General features: G+C 55.6%; 11 protein-coding genes. 8 read left to right on the forward strand and 3 right to left on the reverse strand.

Annotated elements, in window-relative coordinates:
• Positions 1-1,518 precede the first annotated feature (1,518 nt).
• The 4 genes from QFZ94_RS42755 (at position 1,519) to QFZ94_RS42770 (ending at position 6,554) form a co-directional block, all read left to right on the forward strand.
• On the forward strand, positions 1,519-3,207 hold the full coding sequence (locus tag QFZ94_RS42755) for an FAD-dependent oxidoreductase (protein ID WP_429464049.1): 1,689 nt from the start codon (positions 1,519-1,521) through the stop codon (positions 3,205-3,207).
• A 39-nt stretch (positions 3,208-3,246) separates the two neighbouring features.
• Positions 3,247-4,590 (forward strand): amidase family protein, encoded by a 1,344-nt coding sequence (locus QFZ94_RS42760; RefSeq protein WP_429464051.1) that lies wholly within the window; start codon positions 3,247-3,249, stop codon positions 4,588-4,590.
• A gap of 82 nt (positions 4,591-4,672) precedes the next feature.
• Positions 4,673-6,040 carry a carboxyl transferase domain-containing protein gene (locus QFZ94_RS42765; protein ID WP_429464053.1) on the forward strand — a complete coding sequence of 456 codons (1,368 nt, stop codon included), beginning with the start codon at positions 4,673-4,675 and terminating at the stop codon, positions 6,038-6,040.
• Between the two features lie 82 nt (positions 6,041-6,122).
• Positions 6,123-6,554, forward strand: a complete 432-nt coding sequence (locus QFZ94_RS42770) for an integrase core domain-containing protein (RefSeq protein WP_429464055.1) — start codon at positions 6,123-6,125, stop codon at positions 6,552-6,554.
• An 875-nt stretch (positions 6,555-7,429) separates the two neighbouring features.
• Here the strand turns inward: QFZ94_RS42770 and QFZ94_RS42775 are convergent.
• Positions 7,430-8,248, reverse strand: a complete 819-nt coding sequence (locus QFZ94_RS42775) for an IclR family transcriptional regulator (protein ID WP_429464321.1) — start codon at positions 8,246-8,248, stop codon at positions 7,430-7,432.
• A gap of 151 nt (positions 8,249-8,399) precedes the next feature.
• On the opposite strand from QFZ94_RS42775, the gene QFZ94_RS42780 reads away from it, so the two are divergent.
• The 4 genes from QFZ94_RS42780 to QFZ94_RS42795 all read left to right on the forward strand — a co-directional run bounded on the left by QFZ94_RS42780 (position 8,400) and on the right by QFZ94_RS42795 (position 13,184).
• Positions 8,400-9,395, forward strand: a complete 996-nt coding sequence (locus QFZ94_RS42780) for a hydroxymethylglutaryl-CoA lyase (RefSeq protein ID WP_410853098.1) — start codon at positions 8,400-8,402, stop codon at positions 9,393-9,395.
• Positions 9,392-10,666, forward strand: a complete 1,275-nt coding sequence (locus QFZ94_RS42785) for a CaiB/BaiF CoA transferase family protein (RefSeq protein WP_410853099.1) — start codon at positions 9,392-9,394, stop codon at positions 10,664-10,666. The genes QFZ94_RS42780 and QFZ94_RS42785 overlap by 4 nt, the downstream gene beginning before the upstream one ends.
• A gap of 77 nt (positions 10,667-10,743) precedes the next feature.
• On the forward strand, positions 10,744-12,057 hold the full coding sequence (locus tag QFZ94_RS42790; RefSeq protein ID WP_368587790.1) for an MFS transporter: 1,314 nt from the start codon (positions 10,744-10,746) through the stop codon (positions 12,055-12,057).
• Complete coding sequence (locus tag QFZ94_RS42795) at positions 12,054-13,184, forward strand: amidohydrolase family protein (protein ID WP_026228592.1); 1,131 nt, start codon at positions 12,054-12,056, stop codon at positions 13,182-13,184. The genes QFZ94_RS42790 and QFZ94_RS42795 overlap by 4 nt, the downstream gene beginning before the upstream one ends.
• Before the next feature lie 357 nt (positions 13,185-13,541).
• On the opposite strand, the gene QFZ94_RS42800 is transcribed toward QFZ94_RS42795, so the two are convergent.
• Together QFZ94_RS42800 and QFZ94_RS42805 are read right to left on the reverse strand one after the other, a co-directional pair.
• On the reverse strand, positions 13,542-14,408 hold the full coding sequence (locus tag QFZ94_RS42800) for a glutamine synthetase family protein (RefSeq protein WP_429464057.1): 867 nt from the start codon (positions 14,406-14,408) through the stop codon (positions 13,542-13,544).
• A gap of 550 nt (positions 14,409-14,958) precedes the next feature.
• The gene (locus QFZ94_RS42805; protein ID WP_368587787.1) at positions 14,959-15,861 is read right to left on the reverse strand and encodes a homoserine O-succinyltransferase; all 903 of its coding nucleotides are present in this window, start codon (positions 15,859-15,861) and stop codon (positions 14,959-14,961) included.
• Positions 15,862-15,953 lie beyond the last annotated feature (92 nt).

Raw genomic sequence — 15,953 nt, forward strand, 5'->3', positions numbered from 1 at the left:
CGCCGCGGCGTGGCTGGAGCAAGCGACTTGCGATGACTGCAAGGACTGCCTTCACGCGGGTCTTTGTGTCTCGCCATTGATCAGCCCCACGTATCTGAGGACACGAAGACTCCCCTAAGATCAGGGATAGCCTAGGCTAGCGGTAAGCCTAGACATTATGTGAAACCGTTGAATTTATGAGTGAACCGGAGCACCGTTGGCGAGGCGTTAACCCGAACCAGGTGTCCGGTCGGACCGAGCAATTGCAGGAAGGCGGAGTGGCGGCGATGAAAGCTGACGATACGTCGCACCGTCATCAGAGCACGCCGCAGCGGACTAGGACGACCGGTGTCGGAACCTTAAAGGAAGGTTTGGAATGGCGTGCACAAAGACGTGTTTGCGCGCCCGCCTTGGTGCGGGGGGCGACGATTGAAGCGGTCTGCGAAGTTCTCGGCGCGGTCCGCTATGACGTAGCAGTGAAAACGGGCTCGCTTGTCCGATTGGCAAAGCGGTCGTAGCGCCACACCGTCCGATGACTCAGAATGTCTCGAAGAAATGCTGGTCCATGTAACGCATTTTCTTCCGACTTCAGGTGTCTGGGCGCTACGGCATTCCGGGCGAGAACAGATCGCCCCGTAGCCCAACCACAAGCGCGTGTATCGGCTTATCTGAGGGCATCATCTGCTGCTGCGCCGTCTCGGGGCGCTGCGATACACGTGCCAGCACGACGATCGTGTTGTTGCCGTGGACAACAGCAATACCATTCGTGCTCCGATGGCTTCAAGTTCCGGTGCGACGATGGCTCTTCCCTGTGTGTAACCTTCGAGCTGCCTGCCGCGACCGGAGGCGATTAGCTGGACTGCGACAACTCGAAGCCATACCGGCAGCGTGGCGCACGACGTGATGCTGATTGCCGTCGAGCAGCGCAGCTCATCGAACGGATGACGTACAACGCTCTACCTACATCGACCATGGCACGCGTATCTTCGGGCGCGAACTGCCTTCCCCCCGCATCCGCTGACCACGCACGTACACTGGCCCACAGCAATTGTATGGCTCACTCGTCCGTGAAGACGATGTGCGTTTCCCCGGGGTTATAGGGCAACGCCACGCCACCAACCCGCAATCGAGTCCAGTCGGAAAGTTATATGCCCACGGGTTCTCGTCCTCAAGTTAGCCGATATCGAGCACGAGGTAACCTTTTCCAGTCGACATCCTGACGCTCGCCTCGTTGCGACATTGCCTTCACGTCTTCGCAAGCGATGTTTAGGCAACTCGGCGGCGACAAAAAATAGACGACCGGTTCTGACCTCACGATATCTTCTCACAAGTATCAATTTTATTTGTTTGATCCTGAGGTAGACGATTTGCTATCGTGGCATACGCGGATACTAAAAATAAATAGCGGTTTGCCCTGACAGACAACGGAGTTATTGGCAACGAAATAAGCAATCTTTCCCTCTCTCTTATCTAAATCGTAGCGTTACTCTCAGCGATCGTCTTTTCGACGGGTAGAGGTACTCCAAAGCGAGATAATTCATGAAAAACTGCGCCGCATCTTCACAAATTGCATCACCGACTATTGACCTATTGTATGACTACGCTCCTTTCCTCGACATTTGCAAATCGGAAGGAGCAATTGGCTCGTTTTCACCCAGTGTACGGACGCCGCGGGTTGCAATCGTGGGGGCTGGCATTAGCGGGCTTCTGGCCGCGGCGGAATTGATGCGAGCAGGTGTCACCGATGTCACCGTGTTTGAAGCCCGCGATCGCATCGGAGGTAGAGTATGGTCACAACCTTTTGATCCACGGTACCCGCATCTCATTGCTGAAATGGGTGCAATGAGATTTCCTCCGACTGCGACCGGTCTTTTTCATTATCTTGACAGGTACGGCATTTCGACGACAGCCTCTTTCCCGGATCCAGGAATGGTCGATACCGAATTGCACTATCGCGGTACTCGCCATATCTGGCGCGCGGGAGAACCGCCGCCCCCATTATTCAGAGTCGTCTACGAAGGCTGGAGAGCCTTTTTGCAGGAAGGATGCGTGATCAACGGTACGTCTCTAGTTGCTCCCGCAAAAATCACCGCAATGTTGAGGTCAGGCCGGTTTGAGAAAGCCCGAGCGGAATGGCAAGCGTGGCTCGACGTGTTTCGTGACAGTTCTTTTTATGCAGCCATCGTGGCCATCTTCACTGGATCTCGCCCGCCCGGAGACATCCGCTGGGAACGGCCTGACGACTTTGAACTATTCGGTTCTTTGGGCATAGGCTCTGGAGGCTTCCTTCCTGTTTATCAGGCGGCATTCACCGAAATACTACGGCTCGTCATCAATGGCTACATGGACGATCAACGCTTGGTCTCTTGCGGAATTTCTACACTAGCTGAGTGCCTCGCAGCAGAGAAGATCGGAGAATGCACCGTTGCTGACCGGGTTCGCTTCAATGGCGTGGGCCGTATCTACAAAGAAGACGGAAAGATAAGGCTGATGACTGACGCGGGCGAAATCATGACCTTTGACCGAGTTATCGTTACCAGCAACACAAGGACAATGCAGATGGTTCACGGCCTGACCGACGACGAGACGTTTCTCAGTCGAGACGTCTCACGAGCCGTTAGAGAAACGCATCTCACTGGGTCATCAAAACTATTCATGCTTACACATGGTAAATTTTGGATCGGTAACGATTTGCCAGTCACAATTCAATCTGACAGTTTTGCGCGCGGGGTATATTGCCTTGACTACGAGCCCGATAGGCCAGACGGTCGAGGTGTAGTTTTGCTTAGCTACACATGGGAGGACGACGCGCATAAGCTACTAAGCGTCCCCGACAAAAAGCAGCGCTGCGAGCGTTTTGTCGACGCCCTTGCTACATTCAACCCTGAACTTGCGCGCCACCTGACTCCCGTGGATGACGACTACGAGCATGCCATCCTTCACCATGACTGGTTGACTGATCCCCATTCTTCCGGTGCGTTTAAACTCAACTATCCCGGTGAAGATGTGTACTCACAGCGGCTTTTTTTTCAATTTCAGACGGCAAACGACCTTGCAACGGATACCGGCCTATATTTGGCTGGATGTGGTTGTTCATTCACCGGTGGTTGGATCGAGGGGGCGGTCCAGACGGCTATCAATAGCGCCTGCGCCGTTATACGCAGTACGGGCGGAGACCTTCTACGGGGCAATCCTCTCGACGAAATACGCAGTGCCTATCACTACTGATATCGCATGCTCTGACGACACCCTATTTTGGGACACTTTATGTATTCGGAAGACTCTCTGGAATCGCTTTGTGATGGTATACGCGATGGTGAAATCTCTGCGGATGACATGCGGAAGCACGCAATTAGCGCCAATGCCAGTCAGTCGAAGCTCAATTGTTTCATTGGTAGTCGCGACCTCGATGCGCATTTCGCAAGGCCGAATGATGTGCTGAAAGGTGCACCACTCTACGGCATCCCCTTCTCATTGAAAGACAATATTTGTGCTAACGGGTTTCCAGTAACTGCCGGTACGCCAGGGATGGAAGGATGCATAGCGACACGCGATGCCATTATCGTCCGAAAACTGAAATCCTTGGGCGCTGTCGTCGCCGGTAAGAACAATATGCATGAACTTAGTTTTGGCATCACATCGGTCAATCCGAGGTGGGGAACGGTGGGCAACCCGAAGGCTCCTGGATATCTGGCGGGCGGAAGCAGTGGCGGTTGCGCGGCCGCGGTGGCTGCCGGGATCGTTCCGATGGCGATCGGAACTGACACTGGCGGCTCAGTGCGGATACCGGCCGCCTTCTGTGGCATTATCGGCTTCAGGCCTACAAGCGGTCACTGGTCTTCAGCCGGAATCATTCCAGTTTCTCGCACTAAAGATTCACCTGGGCTTTTGACGCGCACGGCGAAGGACGCGTTGATGATATATGAGCTGCTTTCCACCGGTACCCGCCCGCCGGAAAAACAGATTAGTATTCCTTACCGCATAGGACTTCCGGCGTCCATGTGGAGTGACCTCAATGAAGATGTCCGAAAGCATTGTTGGCGTGCGATCACGCGTCTGATCCGCGCGGGGTTCGAGTGCGTTGATCTGGACGACTCGGCTGTTGCCGACTTAAATAGGATTGGAACCTTCACCATTCCCGTTTACGAATTCTTCATGGACTTTCCACGCACATTGCTTTCCTTCGGTTGGGCCAACAGGATAAATACGATATTCGATAACATCCGTGATGAAGCTGTCCGCAACATCGTCCACAGTAACCTCAGTGCGCAACTGATCTCCGCGGCGGATTATTCTTTTGCGATTCAGAATGTGGGCCTTTTGCGTCAACAAATGAAAAACCTGTTCACCACCCAAGGTATCGATTTTCTCGCATACCCGACGGTTCCACGCAGCGTTCCCCACTGTAGCGATGCCGGGCGGCCCGAACTTTTCTCGGAGGTGATACGTAATACCGACTTGGCCAGCAATGCCGCGATGCCCTCGGTTACGCTTCCTGTTGCTCCGGATGGTGCATTGCCCGTTGGTTTGAGCCTTGACGCACCACGAGGTCAGGACCGCCGCCTCTTGACTATGGCAACGTCTGTAGAAGACGTTCTGAATTCGTCGTAACACGACTGCCATCTTCACTGCGAAAGGTTTCATGCGCAGGCAGCAGCAAACGATTCGCACACCGTTTCGGAGGCGGTAGCCAATGCAGATTTCATTGCAAAGAATAAACACTCTCTTTGACGCCGGTAGTTTTGTCGACCATCACCCTGTCGAGAGAAGTCATTTCATCTGCGGCGAAGGGTCTATAAATTCCGTAAGAACGTTTCTGGTCATGAATCGGGGACGAGACTGTGAATTCAGAGGAAGCGGACAGTGGCGCACCGCCACGCAGATTACAAAGACCGTGACGATAGCCCGGGACAGTTGCGCCCCATTGATTTACGTTCAGGACCGTCCCGGAGGGACAGATAGTTTCGATACCACAAAAGTTCTTTCATCGGACATGTCGAAACTGCTTTTATCACCAACTGGAATGGGCAGAGTCAGTGCATCCCTCGCGGAGTTGGCCGAGAAGAATTTGCTAATTTCCGCCATACTCGGCCCGACCTCAGGCCCCTTGGCCTTACCACTGATGCTGGCTGACTTGGTGTTGATGACCAAAAAGGGCGCCTTGTGCATGGGTCGCCCCGATATGGTGAAGGCCATGCTGGCCCAGGATTCAGATCTCTATTCGCTAGGTGGAACAGACGTTCACAGCAAGCACTCAGGTTCAGTTCAATTGGTATTCGAAGATGAAGAAGACTTATTCGGATGTGTAAGGCAGTTGCTTCACGTCAGCGCCAACCGCGGAGCGAACCGTGGTCTGGGATATGAAGAACCCGAAGCAGCTGATTTCAAGAGCTTGATTCCATCGGATCATCGTACGCCCTATGACATGCATCAGTTGCTGCATTCTTTCGTCGACAAGGACAGTTTCACCGAAATTAGCCCCGAATACGCAAAGGAAGTGTTGACAGGCTACGCGACCATTAAAGGAAGCGCGGTCGCTATCATTGCCAACAATCCCCGCTATAAGGGCGGTGCCATTCACAGGCAATCCGCTACCAAAATAGTCAAAATGGTTGGTGTGGCTGAGAAAGTCCGGATACCGATCATGTTTATTGCTGACATCCCTGGATTTATGATAGGCCGAGAGGCCGAAAATAGTGGGATTTTTTCTGCAGCGGCAGATTTGTTCAGGGCACACGTTCGAAGCAAAGTACCTAAGTTGCTGCTCATTGCAAGAAAAGCGTACACGGGAGGCGTGTATGCTATGTGCGGCCCTGGCTTTAACCCAGTAGCAGTCTTGGCTTATCCGCAGGCTCACATTGGTGTTTTCGCTCCCGATACGATGACAAAAGTCATGCCAGAACTTGATGAAACGACAAGAGACATAATGCAGAAGCTGACCGACGAAATCGTAAATCCCGAACTGTTGAAGGCCAGTGGACTGATTACCGACGTCATTGAAATAGAAGATACCCGGGAGCAGGTTTCGAGATACTTGTTCGCGGAAGCAGGCAGATCTTGAGTCGGATGTTCTGATCGCGGGACAATGCGCGACTTGCCAGACTATCGTGTCCAAGTCGTAGCACTGCCGCGATCAAACTTCTTTGGACTGTTGCCGCGCCACGGTCATCCGGCACTGCGTCATGATAACCGCACTTGAACAGGCGCTGTACGCACGTCAACCAGGCGACGACGGGATCCTGATACATCATTCCGATAGGGGGGCTCAATATGTCAGCATTCGGTACAGCGAACGGTTAGCCGAGGCGGGTATCGAGCCGTCCGTCGGCAGCCGTGGCGACAGCTACGATAACGCGCTGGCTGAAACGATCAACGGCCTGTACAAGACAGAGCTGATTCATCGGCGCGCCCCGTGGAAGACACGCGAATCTCTCGAACTCGCAACCCTGGAATGGGTCGCCTGGTACAACAACTGTCGGCTGATGAAACCACTCGGATATATCCCTCCCGCTGAGGCTGAGGCACACTACTACAGGCAACTCCGAAGTGCCGCTGACATGCCCGCATTAACTTGACCCAACCGGCCTCCACGATTCCCGGTGCGGTTCAGATGCGGCCCGAGAGCCGGTCCGCCTTGCCCTCCTTGACACAAACGGGCCGACCGGCACCTTTTCGAACGCAACGGGTCCGCTTCCCTGGTGAGTTAGTCCACAAAGATGCAATGCCGATCAGTGTCAGATGCATGCTTCATCCGGGCCCAACGGTGCGGCTTCGTGGGCGCCTTTGCGCTCCTGATAATGTCCGACGCGGCGATTTCGCATGCGCAAGTGAGACAAGCTACGCCGTTGGACCTGACTGTCCTGAGCGAGTCGAGCGGGCTCCAGCCAATTTCAGACACGCTGACTTGCGTTGCTGCAGCCGCCCCGCAATGGAATAGCACCCCTAGCGTCATTGGAAGGCACGCAACGATGAGCTGCTTTGCGAATACCATGCACGCGCTGTGTCTCATGCTAGCCCACGAGCCGAGGTGAGCGTGAACGTCACACTGTCCGCTGCTTGTAGATGGCGTGCTGCGCAAGCCGGCGCCGGTTTTCACGGCAGTTGGCGGCGGATCGCCCACATGACAAGCGTACCCCAGGAGCCGATGATCAACACCACGCGCCACCCGGTCGGTGACTAACGTTGCGCGCAGGCACTAACCACCATGTGAACAGTGTGACCGGCAGGCACTGCTCTTTGGCGAGTTCGTCGATATAAGGATCAGTCACAACCAGGAGATGTTCGCGTCGATGCCCGCGATCAGCGCCGCAGATAAATTACACACGGACGGTCGTGGGCAATTCATCAGAAAACTCTATCGAATATAGAAGCAGCGAGACCGTAAGGTCGTCTTGCTCCTAGAGCGGTTGGCGAGGCGGACCAACCAAAAGGCGCCGATGAAGAGACGCATTTAGCTGCTTCTATCGATATCCAGTCCTTCAAGATTTTGGGCGTCTTCCTGGACGAATCTGGCGATGCTTGCATCGTATTTCGCGCCCCTGCCCCCCAAGGCAACCGTCGCTCGCTGCGCGCTGAGAAGCAACTCCTTAAGAGCAAGCTTGATCGTAGATGGGGTGTCGAATCTGCCCTTCGGTCCCGATAGAGTCAGAGCGCCTACTAGCTGACCGGTTGAATCGAACACCGGCACCGATGCTGATGTCGTTTCAGGATCGCGTTCACCGTATGAGACCGCGCACAATTGTTCCCGCACCCGATTCCAGCGCGGATCTGACGATTCAGTGAAAGCGAGCAGTACTTTGCCGGAGGCGCCGTTGTCAATCGCGAATTCCTCCCCAATACGTATCGCTACTCTCACGCTTCTCGAAGGCTCCACGCGGTACAGAACTAAGCGCTGGTCACCTTGCCGCACATAGAAAGATGCCGTCTCGCCCAAGTCCCGACTGAGCTGCTGAAGGATCGGCTCCACCACTGGACCGACTTGAAAAGACCGCTGGTAAAGCATTGCGAGCCGTAGCGGTTGAGGTCCGATAGAGTACTGACCGTCATTCAACTTCCGGATAAATCCGCCGTGCTCTAAAGCGCCGAGCAACCGCAAGACCGTACTTTTGTACAACCCGGCACGGCGCGAAAGCTCGGTTAGCGTCAACTGGTCGTCGGTCGGGCCGAATGCGCTGAGAATAGCAAAAGCTCGGTCAAGAACCGCGACTCCGCTGCTTGTCTTCGATGCGTCGACTGAACGCTGCCCGTCGTCGGGCCCAATGCCAGTCATTTCTTCCCCTTCGGTCAATTGCCGTCACTTTACGGTTTCGCTCGACAGAACTCAAGTTTCACTTTGACATCAAGGGTTCACCCCTATTAACGAGATTAACCCGACCATCTAGAGTTCTATCACGTAGACCCACGATCTATTGCATAGAACCATGGAGTTACTCTTGAATACCCCGAATCCCGAAGTGTTGATCAGCGAGGTCGGGCCGCGCGACGGATTGCAGAGCGTTAAAACCGTGATGCCCACGGCAGCGAAGCTGCGATGGATCTCCGCGCTCGCCGCTGCGGGTCTTAGGGAAATTGAAGTGGGTTCATTCGTGCCGACGAAGCTGCTGCCGCAGATGGCTGACATTCGTATAGTCGTCGCGCATGGGCTGTCTATTCCGGATTTGCGCGTCGCGGTTCTCGCGCCGAACCTGCGTGGTAGTCAGCGCGGTTTCGAAGCTGGCGTGCACAAGGTCACGCTTCCCGTGTCAGTGACCATAGAACACTCGCTGGCCAATATGCAGAAAACCAATGAGCAGATGATCGAGGAAGTGCGCAATATCGTCGCGCTTCGCAACGAACGGTTTCCAAACGTAGAGATAGAGGCCGGCATTTCGGTTGCCTTCGGCTGCACGATCGCCGGCACTGTGACCGATGACCAGACGATGCGCATGTGTTTGGCAATGGCCGAGTGTGGTGTTGATGAAATCGGCCTGTCCGATACGAGCGGCTACGCGAACCCGACCCAGGTTCGCCGGCTGTTTCGCCGGCTCCAAACGGAACTTGGCTCAAAGGCTGGCGGTGCACACTTCCATAACACGCGCGGACAGGGACTTGCCAACGTCGTCGCAGCGCTTGAAGTCGGCGTGACGACGATCGACTCCAGCCAGGCGGGTCTCGGCGGCTGTCCCTATGCGCCGGGCGCAACCGGCAACATCGTGACTGAGGACTTGGTCTTCCTGCTGGAAGCCATGGGCTATGACACGGGCGTGGACATCGACAGGCTGATCGCCGCGCGTGCCATTCTCGCCGATGCGTTGCCTCGCGAAGCGTTATACGGACACTTGCAGGACGCGGGGCTCCCCAAAGGATTCGCGTATGCAGACGGCCACGCACCCCGTGCGCCGCAACCGGAAGACTACCGGATCAGACTAGCGCAATGAGCAAAGTGCGAGCCAACCAAGATTTGCCGTATAGCGGCGTACGCGTCGTCGAGATGACGCACATGGTGATGGGGCCCACATGCGGCATGGTGCTGGCGGACCTCGGCGCGGAGGTGATCAAGGTCGAACCCATTTCCGGCGACAGCACGCGCGCTTTGCGCGGGTCCGGGGCGGGCTTCTTCAGCACGTTCAACCGCAACAAGAAGAGCATCGCTGTCGACGTAAAAGATCCGCGCGGCGTGGAAATCATTCACAAGCTGCTTGCAGGGGCGGACATTTTCAGCGAGAACTTCAAGAGCGGCACGATGGACAAACTTCGCCTCGGTTATCCTGCACTGTCCAGGATCAATCCGCGTCTCATCTACGTGTCGCATAAAGGGTTTCTGCCCGGCCCATACGACCATCGCACCGCGCTGGATGAGGTCGTGCAGATGATGGGCGGCCTCGCTTACATGACGGGACCGGAAGGCAGGCCGCTCCGCGCCGGAACGAGTGTCAACGACATCATGGGAGGCATGTTCGGCGCTATCGGTGCGATGGCGGCCCTCGCACAACGCGAACGCACCGGCCGGGGTCAGGAAGTGCAAAGCGCGCTGTTCGAGAACAATGTGTTCCTCGTAGCACAGCACATGATGCAGTACACGGTGACCGGTACTGCCGCGGCGCCGATGCCAAGCCGCATTTCAGCCTGGGGCATCTATGACGTGTTCTCGGTGAAAAACGGCGAGCAGATCTTTCTTGCGGTCGTCTCCGATACTCAATGGGTGCCGTTCTGCGACGCTTTCGGGCTGGCGGAGCTCAAGTCGAATGAGCGGCTAGCCTCCAACAATCTGCGCGTGCAGGCCCGCGAATGGTTGCTGCCGCAGCTTCAAAAACATTTGGAAGCGTTCACCGCCGCGGAGATTAGCGCGATCTTCGAGCGCTGCGGGCTGCCTTATGCGCCGATCATGAAGCCGCAGGACCTTTTCGATGATCCGCACCTGCTCGCTACCGGCGGACTCGCCCAAGTGACTTTGCCGCCTGACGCCAGCGATGCGGGGCAAGCCATCGCGACACGGACTGCGCTGCTGCCCTTGACGCTCGGTGGTGAGCGCCTGCACCTACGCGCGCCGCCGCCTTCGCTCGGTCAGGATACTCAGGCGCTTCTGACAGATCTCGGATACACGGCTGAGGATCTCGGACGATTGGTCGAGGCTGGGATTGTCAAGTGTCGGGACGCCCAGCCTCACGATGCGTCGAATCCTTCGGCGAACGAACTCGCCAGCGCCTGAACCAGCGAAGCAAACAAGCAGTCACTGTTCCGCAGAGGCCGGGCCTCTGCACGCCGCGATTTGTCCGGAGACGAGGCATGGCATTAAGTTCATCGAATATCGCCACAGGCCGCGCGGCGGATTCCACCCTCGAGCACTCCGCGGTCAGAAAAGCCGCGCGGCGCTTCATTCCGCTACTGGCGCTTGCGTACTTCTTCAACTATCTCGATCGCACCAGCGTCGGTTTCGCGGCGTTGACAATGAACCGCGATCTGGACTTGACCGCCACGCAGTTCGGCTGGGGGGCTGGCATCATGTTTGCGGGGTATTGCTTGTTCGAGATTCCGAGTAACCTCGCGCTGTACCGCTTCGGCGCACGGCGCTGGCTCGCCCGCATCATGATCACGTGGGGGCTGTTCGCAGCGGCAACGGCACTAGCTGTCGGCCCGAAAAGCTTCTACGCGATCCGGCTGATGCTTGGCATCGGCGAGGCCGGTTTTTTCCCCGGTGTGATCTTTTTTCTCGCGGTCTGGTTTCCGCCTGCCTATCGCACCCGAGTTCTGGCTTGGTTCACCGTCTCCACGCCGCTCTCGTCGCTCGTGGGGGGGCCGCTCTCGGCTGGCCTGCTGCACATGGACGGTGTCTTGGGACTAGCTGGCTGGAGGTGGATGTTCGTCGTTCAAGGACTGCCCGCGTGCGTCCTCGGTTTTCTGGTACTGAAAATGCTGGACGACAAGCCCGCCGATGCGAAGTGGTTGTCGCACGACGAACGGCAAGCTCTGCAGGGGGCGTTCGATCGAGAAGACACGTCAAGTCGGAAGAAGAAGCATTTCGTTGCGGCATTGAAGGACGTGCGAACCTACATTCTGGCGATGATTTCCTTCGGCTTCACGATGGGCTCTTACGGCATCGGTATCTGGCTCCCTCAGATGCTGAGGGCTCACGGTATGAGCGTGGCAAAGACGGGCTGGATGTCGGCAGTGCCTTACTTCTTTGCTACTGTTGCGTTGCTCTGGTGGGCCAAACGAGTCGACAGTCGCGGCGGGCCGATAGCGAATCTGGCCGCGGGTCTGCTGATCGGCGCAATCGCGCTCGGCGTCTCGACGTACTTTCATCAACTGCTTCCGACGATGGCCGGCCTAACGCTCGCGCTTATCGGCACGATTGCCGGGCGAACGATCTTCTATACGCTCCCAACCAGCTTCCTTTCAGGCCAAGCGGCCGCCGGTGGGCTCGCTTTCATCAACTCGTTCGGCGCGCTTGGCGGCTTTGTCGGACCGTATCTCATCGGCTATCTGAAAGACGGTTTCGGTACGTTCTCGGCCGGCATGATTGGCCTGTCAATCGCGCTGGGCATCACGACATTGCTGACACTGTCACTTCATGCGTTGGCTTCCGGAGAACAGGCATGAAAAAATCACATTCGCCGCGGCGTCGGCAATTGCTCGGCACTGCCTCAGCTTCCATGATTCTCTCCCCTGTTACCGGGCGCCATGCGTTTGCAAGAGAGGAAAAGCACCTCATGAGCACAACGAGCAATTACCTTCCCGTTCGGGCCGACTGGCTCGCTCGCGGCACCGAAGCCGCGCTCGAACCCGACATGCCGATCATCGATGCGCATCATCACTTCTACGAGCGCCCAGGATGGACCTACCTTCTGGACGAGTATCTCGAGGACGCGCGCTCGGGACATAACATTACTGCCTCGGTGTTCATGCAGGCGCTGACACGGTATCGCCCGTCTGGTCCCGAGGCACTGCGCCCTGTGGGAGAAATCGAATATGTTGCAAGCGTCACGACTCCTTTGCAGAGCGGCAAGCCGCAGGTTGCAAAAGCCATGGTCGGCTACGCTGATCTTCGCCGCGGATCAGCGGTGCGCGATGCTCTCGAGGCAGAACTGCATGCTGGCGATGGCAGATTTCGTGGCGTTAGGCACCTCGTTACTTGGGATGCCGACCGGACCCTTGTCAATCCATTATCGGCGCCCCCGCGAGGGCTGCTGCTCGATCCGGACTACGGGGCGGGAGTCGCACAACTAGCTTCGCTTGGACTGTCATACGACGCGTGGTTATTCTTTCCGCAGTTGCCGGAGTTGTACGAGCTGGCCAAGTCGAATCCTCATACGCCTTTCATCATCAACCATTGCGGCGGCGTTCTCCGGATCGCCAGCTATGCAAAGCAGCGCGAGGAAGTATTCGATGCGTGGTCCCGTTCAATGCGCACACTCGCCGAACTGCCGAATGTCTATGTGAAGGTGGGTGGCCTTGGTATGCGCATCAATGGCTTCGAGTTCGAAAAGGGCGAACGCCCACCCTCGTCGGACCAATTGGCACAGGCGTGGAAGCCATGGATCTATACGTGTATCGATGCATTCGGTGCGGCCCGCTGCATGTTCGAAAGCAATTTCCCCGTGGACAAGGGCTCTTATCCCTTCAGCAACGGTTGGAACGCCTTCAAGAAGTTGACTGCGCAAGCGAGTCCCGCAGAGCGCGAAGCATTGTTTCGGGGCACGGTCACCAAAGCCTACCGCTTCGAATGAGTGCGTCCGATGGATCAGCGCGGCCGGCCCGGAAGCATCGTCATCACTGTCGGCCCAACAGCTGCGTTTGACAGCCTTTGTGTGTATGACAGGACCGGCGCGATAGCCGTCTGATGAAGCCGACTTGGAAGGAACTACCGTCCTTGCCAAGGACGCCATGCTGGCAGTTCAACTGCCAGCATCGGTACGCCTCGGACGCTTTTTGTCATCGTAGCGAGAATTTTCACCATCTGCAGTAGCAGTTTTCGGGTTACTTGCCGCCCATTTCCCTTTCTGTAGCATCGGGCATGCTCAGTTCTCCGCAGCAAGCTAACGGTAAGCCTGCCCCTAGGTTCTCTCGAATCCTCTCCCGAGTTCTCAGTCTGTTATTCGGCGATCATATTCCAACCGTTCCCACCGGGCCGCATGCACGTAATGCTTAACAACATCATCTCCCAGGACATCCCGCAGCCAGGCTGAATTTGATGCAACCTCGATCGATTCTCTTAGCGTTTTGGGAATATCCGGAAGATCGCGATCACGGTACGCGTCACCATGACATGGACCGGGCAGTTCGAGGTTCTCGGTAATCCCCGCGAGGCCGGCCGCGATCAACCCCGCGAAGGCCAGGTATGGATTGAGATCCGCGCCTCCGATCCGACATTCGACCCTAGCCGCGTACGAGCCTTCGCCGCAAACCCTGAAACCAGCCGTACGATTGTCTGGGCTCCAGACCGCCTTGTTCGGCGCGAACGTCCCTTTTTGAAATCGTTTATATGAGTTAACGTATGGCGCTAAAAACAGCGTGATGTCTCTCGAATACTTCAGAAGACCCGCAAGGTAGTGGCGCATAACATTGGCCATGCCATAGGGCGAATTTCTGTCAAAAAAAAGCGGAGCTCCATCTAGTGTCCACAGGGAGGAATGAATGTGGCTGGAAGAACCTGCCAACTGGTAGTTCCACTTGGCCATATACGTAATGGCTCTATTCTCCTGGGATGCAATTTCCTTGGTGCCGTGCTTAATTAGCGTATGTTGGTCAGCCATCACTAGCGGATCGGCGTAGCGTACATTGATTTCGCCCTGCCCAGGCCCCGATTCCCCTTTCGAGCATTCGATCGCGATTCCCGCACCGTGCAATCCGTTCCTTATCCGACGCATGACCGATTCCTGTCGCGAGGTCGACAGGATATGGTAGTCTTGGTTGTACGTTCCAGAGGTTAAGAGGTCGCGAAATTTCTTCATCGATATATACTCGTAAGACTCATCGAATAGGTAGAACTCTAATTACGATGCGAAGCACGCGGCCATTCCCCTCTCGTTCAGACGACGAAGCTGCTCCTGTAGAATCTGCCTCGGCGAATGAGCAACGGGCTCCTGACACTGGTCGAAAACATCGCAAATTACCAACGCCGTCGCTTCAAGCCAAGGAATGCGCCGCAATGTCGAAAGGTCGGGCTTGAGCACAAAATCGCCATATCCAGCTTCCCAACTTGAACACGTGTACCCTGCCACCGGTTCCATCTCGATATCATTGGCCAACAAGTAATTGCAGGCATGCGTTTCCAGATAGCCATGCTTAACGAAAAAGTCCCTTGAAACCGCTTCCCGACAAGCCGACCTTGCATGTCAACCATGCAAGCGATAACTGTATCAATAGCACCCGAAGCAACATCCCGTTTCAATTCTTCGAATTTCAGATTCATATTCCCTCCCGCGGAACGTAAATAAGCTCTTCCGGCACGCGCACCCAATCCACTATGCGCGGACAAATTTGACCCGGCAAACGAGTGATCTAATCTTGATGTGGCTTGATCATGCCAATTTGTTTTATCCAGTTTCCGAAAATTATGTTGGCGTGACTGCGCCAGCAATTGCGCGGCCGAAGATCTTCGCAATCCTCCGGAAAATAATTTGCCGGAATACTTACCCGACGACCAAGTGAACGGTCTCTGAGATACTCGTCTGCCAACGTTTGCGAATCGTACTCTAGGTGATTAAATATATGCAGGGAATGATGGTTCGGGTCATCAAGCAGACACAGGCCTGTTTCCGGCGATTCGATGAGCACACAGATACCGCTGCCTGGTGGGATGTCGGCGCGTCGCATTTCCGTCCATCGGGAGACGGGAACAAAGAGATCGTCTGACAGGCCCCGCAGATACGGTGATGTGGACCCCACGCCTTGGTGCCTGAAGACACCAAAAGCCTTCTCATTCAATGTGTACTTAGGCAGACCGTGGAAATGATATAGCGCCGCTTGTGCGGCCCAGCAGATGTTGAAGCAGCTCAGAGTGTTGGTTTGAGTCCAGTTGAGAATCTGAGTTAACTCGTTCCAATACGCCACTTCCTCAAACGGGATCAACTCAACCGGTGCGCCGGTAATAATAAAGCCGTCAAATATCCGCTCCTTTATCTCTTCCCAATCCTGGTAAAACGACGCCAAATGAATTGCTGGTGTGTTCTTGGGTAAATGACTGGCTATCTTTACCAAGGTGAGGTCAACCAATATGGGCGTTGCACCGAGGAGACGTGCAATCTGGATTTCCGTCTCTATTTTATTGGGCATCAGGTTTAGCAAACCAATATGCAAAGGACGTTCAATCGGCCGATACATAGCTTCGTGCTCCATTACCTTGATGCCTTCTTTTTGTAAAGCAATTGCAGCCGGCAAACCTTTTGGAACCTTGATCGGCATGGAAGCACAACCTCCGTTTCGAAACTACGCGATACCCGCAAGACTGTACGGCATACCAACAACACCACGTCTGACCGACTGCGAGCAAGTTT

This window comes from Paraburkholderia sp. JPY465 (assembly GCF_050436725.1).
In the GTDB taxonomy this organism is placed as follows: domain Bacteria; phylum Pseudomonadota; class Gammaproteobacteria; order Burkholderiales; family Burkholderiaceae; genus Paraburkholderia; species Paraburkholderia youngii.

Coding starts and splice junctions, on each gene's coding strand:
- QFZ94_RS42755 (WP_429464049.1), top strand. CDS start 1,519: ATGAAAAACTGCGCCGCATCTTCACAAATTGCATCACCGACTATTGAC.
- QFZ94_RS42760 (WP_429464051.1), top strand. CDS start 3,247: ATGTATTCGGAAGACTCTCTGGAATCGCTTTGTGATGGTATACGCGAT.
- QFZ94_RS42765 (WP_429464053.1), top strand. CDS start 4,673: ATGCAGATTTCATTGCAAAGAATAAACACTCTCTTTGACGCCGGTAGT.
- QFZ94_RS42775 (WP_429464321.1), bottom strand. CDS start 8,248: ATGACTGGCATTGGGCCCGACGACGGGCAGCGTTCAGTCGACGCATCG.
- QFZ94_RS42780 (WP_410853098.1), top strand. CDS start 8,400: ATGGAGTTACTCTTGAATACCCCGAATCCCGAAGTGTTGATCAGCGAG.
- QFZ94_RS42785 (WP_410853099.1), top strand. CDS start 9,392: ATGAGCAAAGTGCGAGCCAACCAAGATTTGCCGTATAGCGGCGTACGC.
- QFZ94_RS42790 (WP_368587790.1), top strand. CDS start 10,744: ATGGCATTAAGTTCATCGAATATCGCCACAGGCCGCGCGGCGGATTCC.
- QFZ94_RS42795 (WP_026228592.1), top strand. CDS start 12,054: ATGAAAAAATCACATTCGCCGCGGCGTCGGCAATTGCTCGGCACTGCC.
- QFZ94_RS42800 (WP_429464057.1), bottom strand. CDS start 14,408: ATGAAGAAATTTCGCGACCTCTTAACCTCTGGAACGTACAACCAAGAC.
- QFZ94_RS42805 (WP_368587787.1), bottom strand. CDS start 15,861: ATGCCGATCAAGGTTCCAAAAGGTTTGCCGGCTGCAATTGCTTTACAA.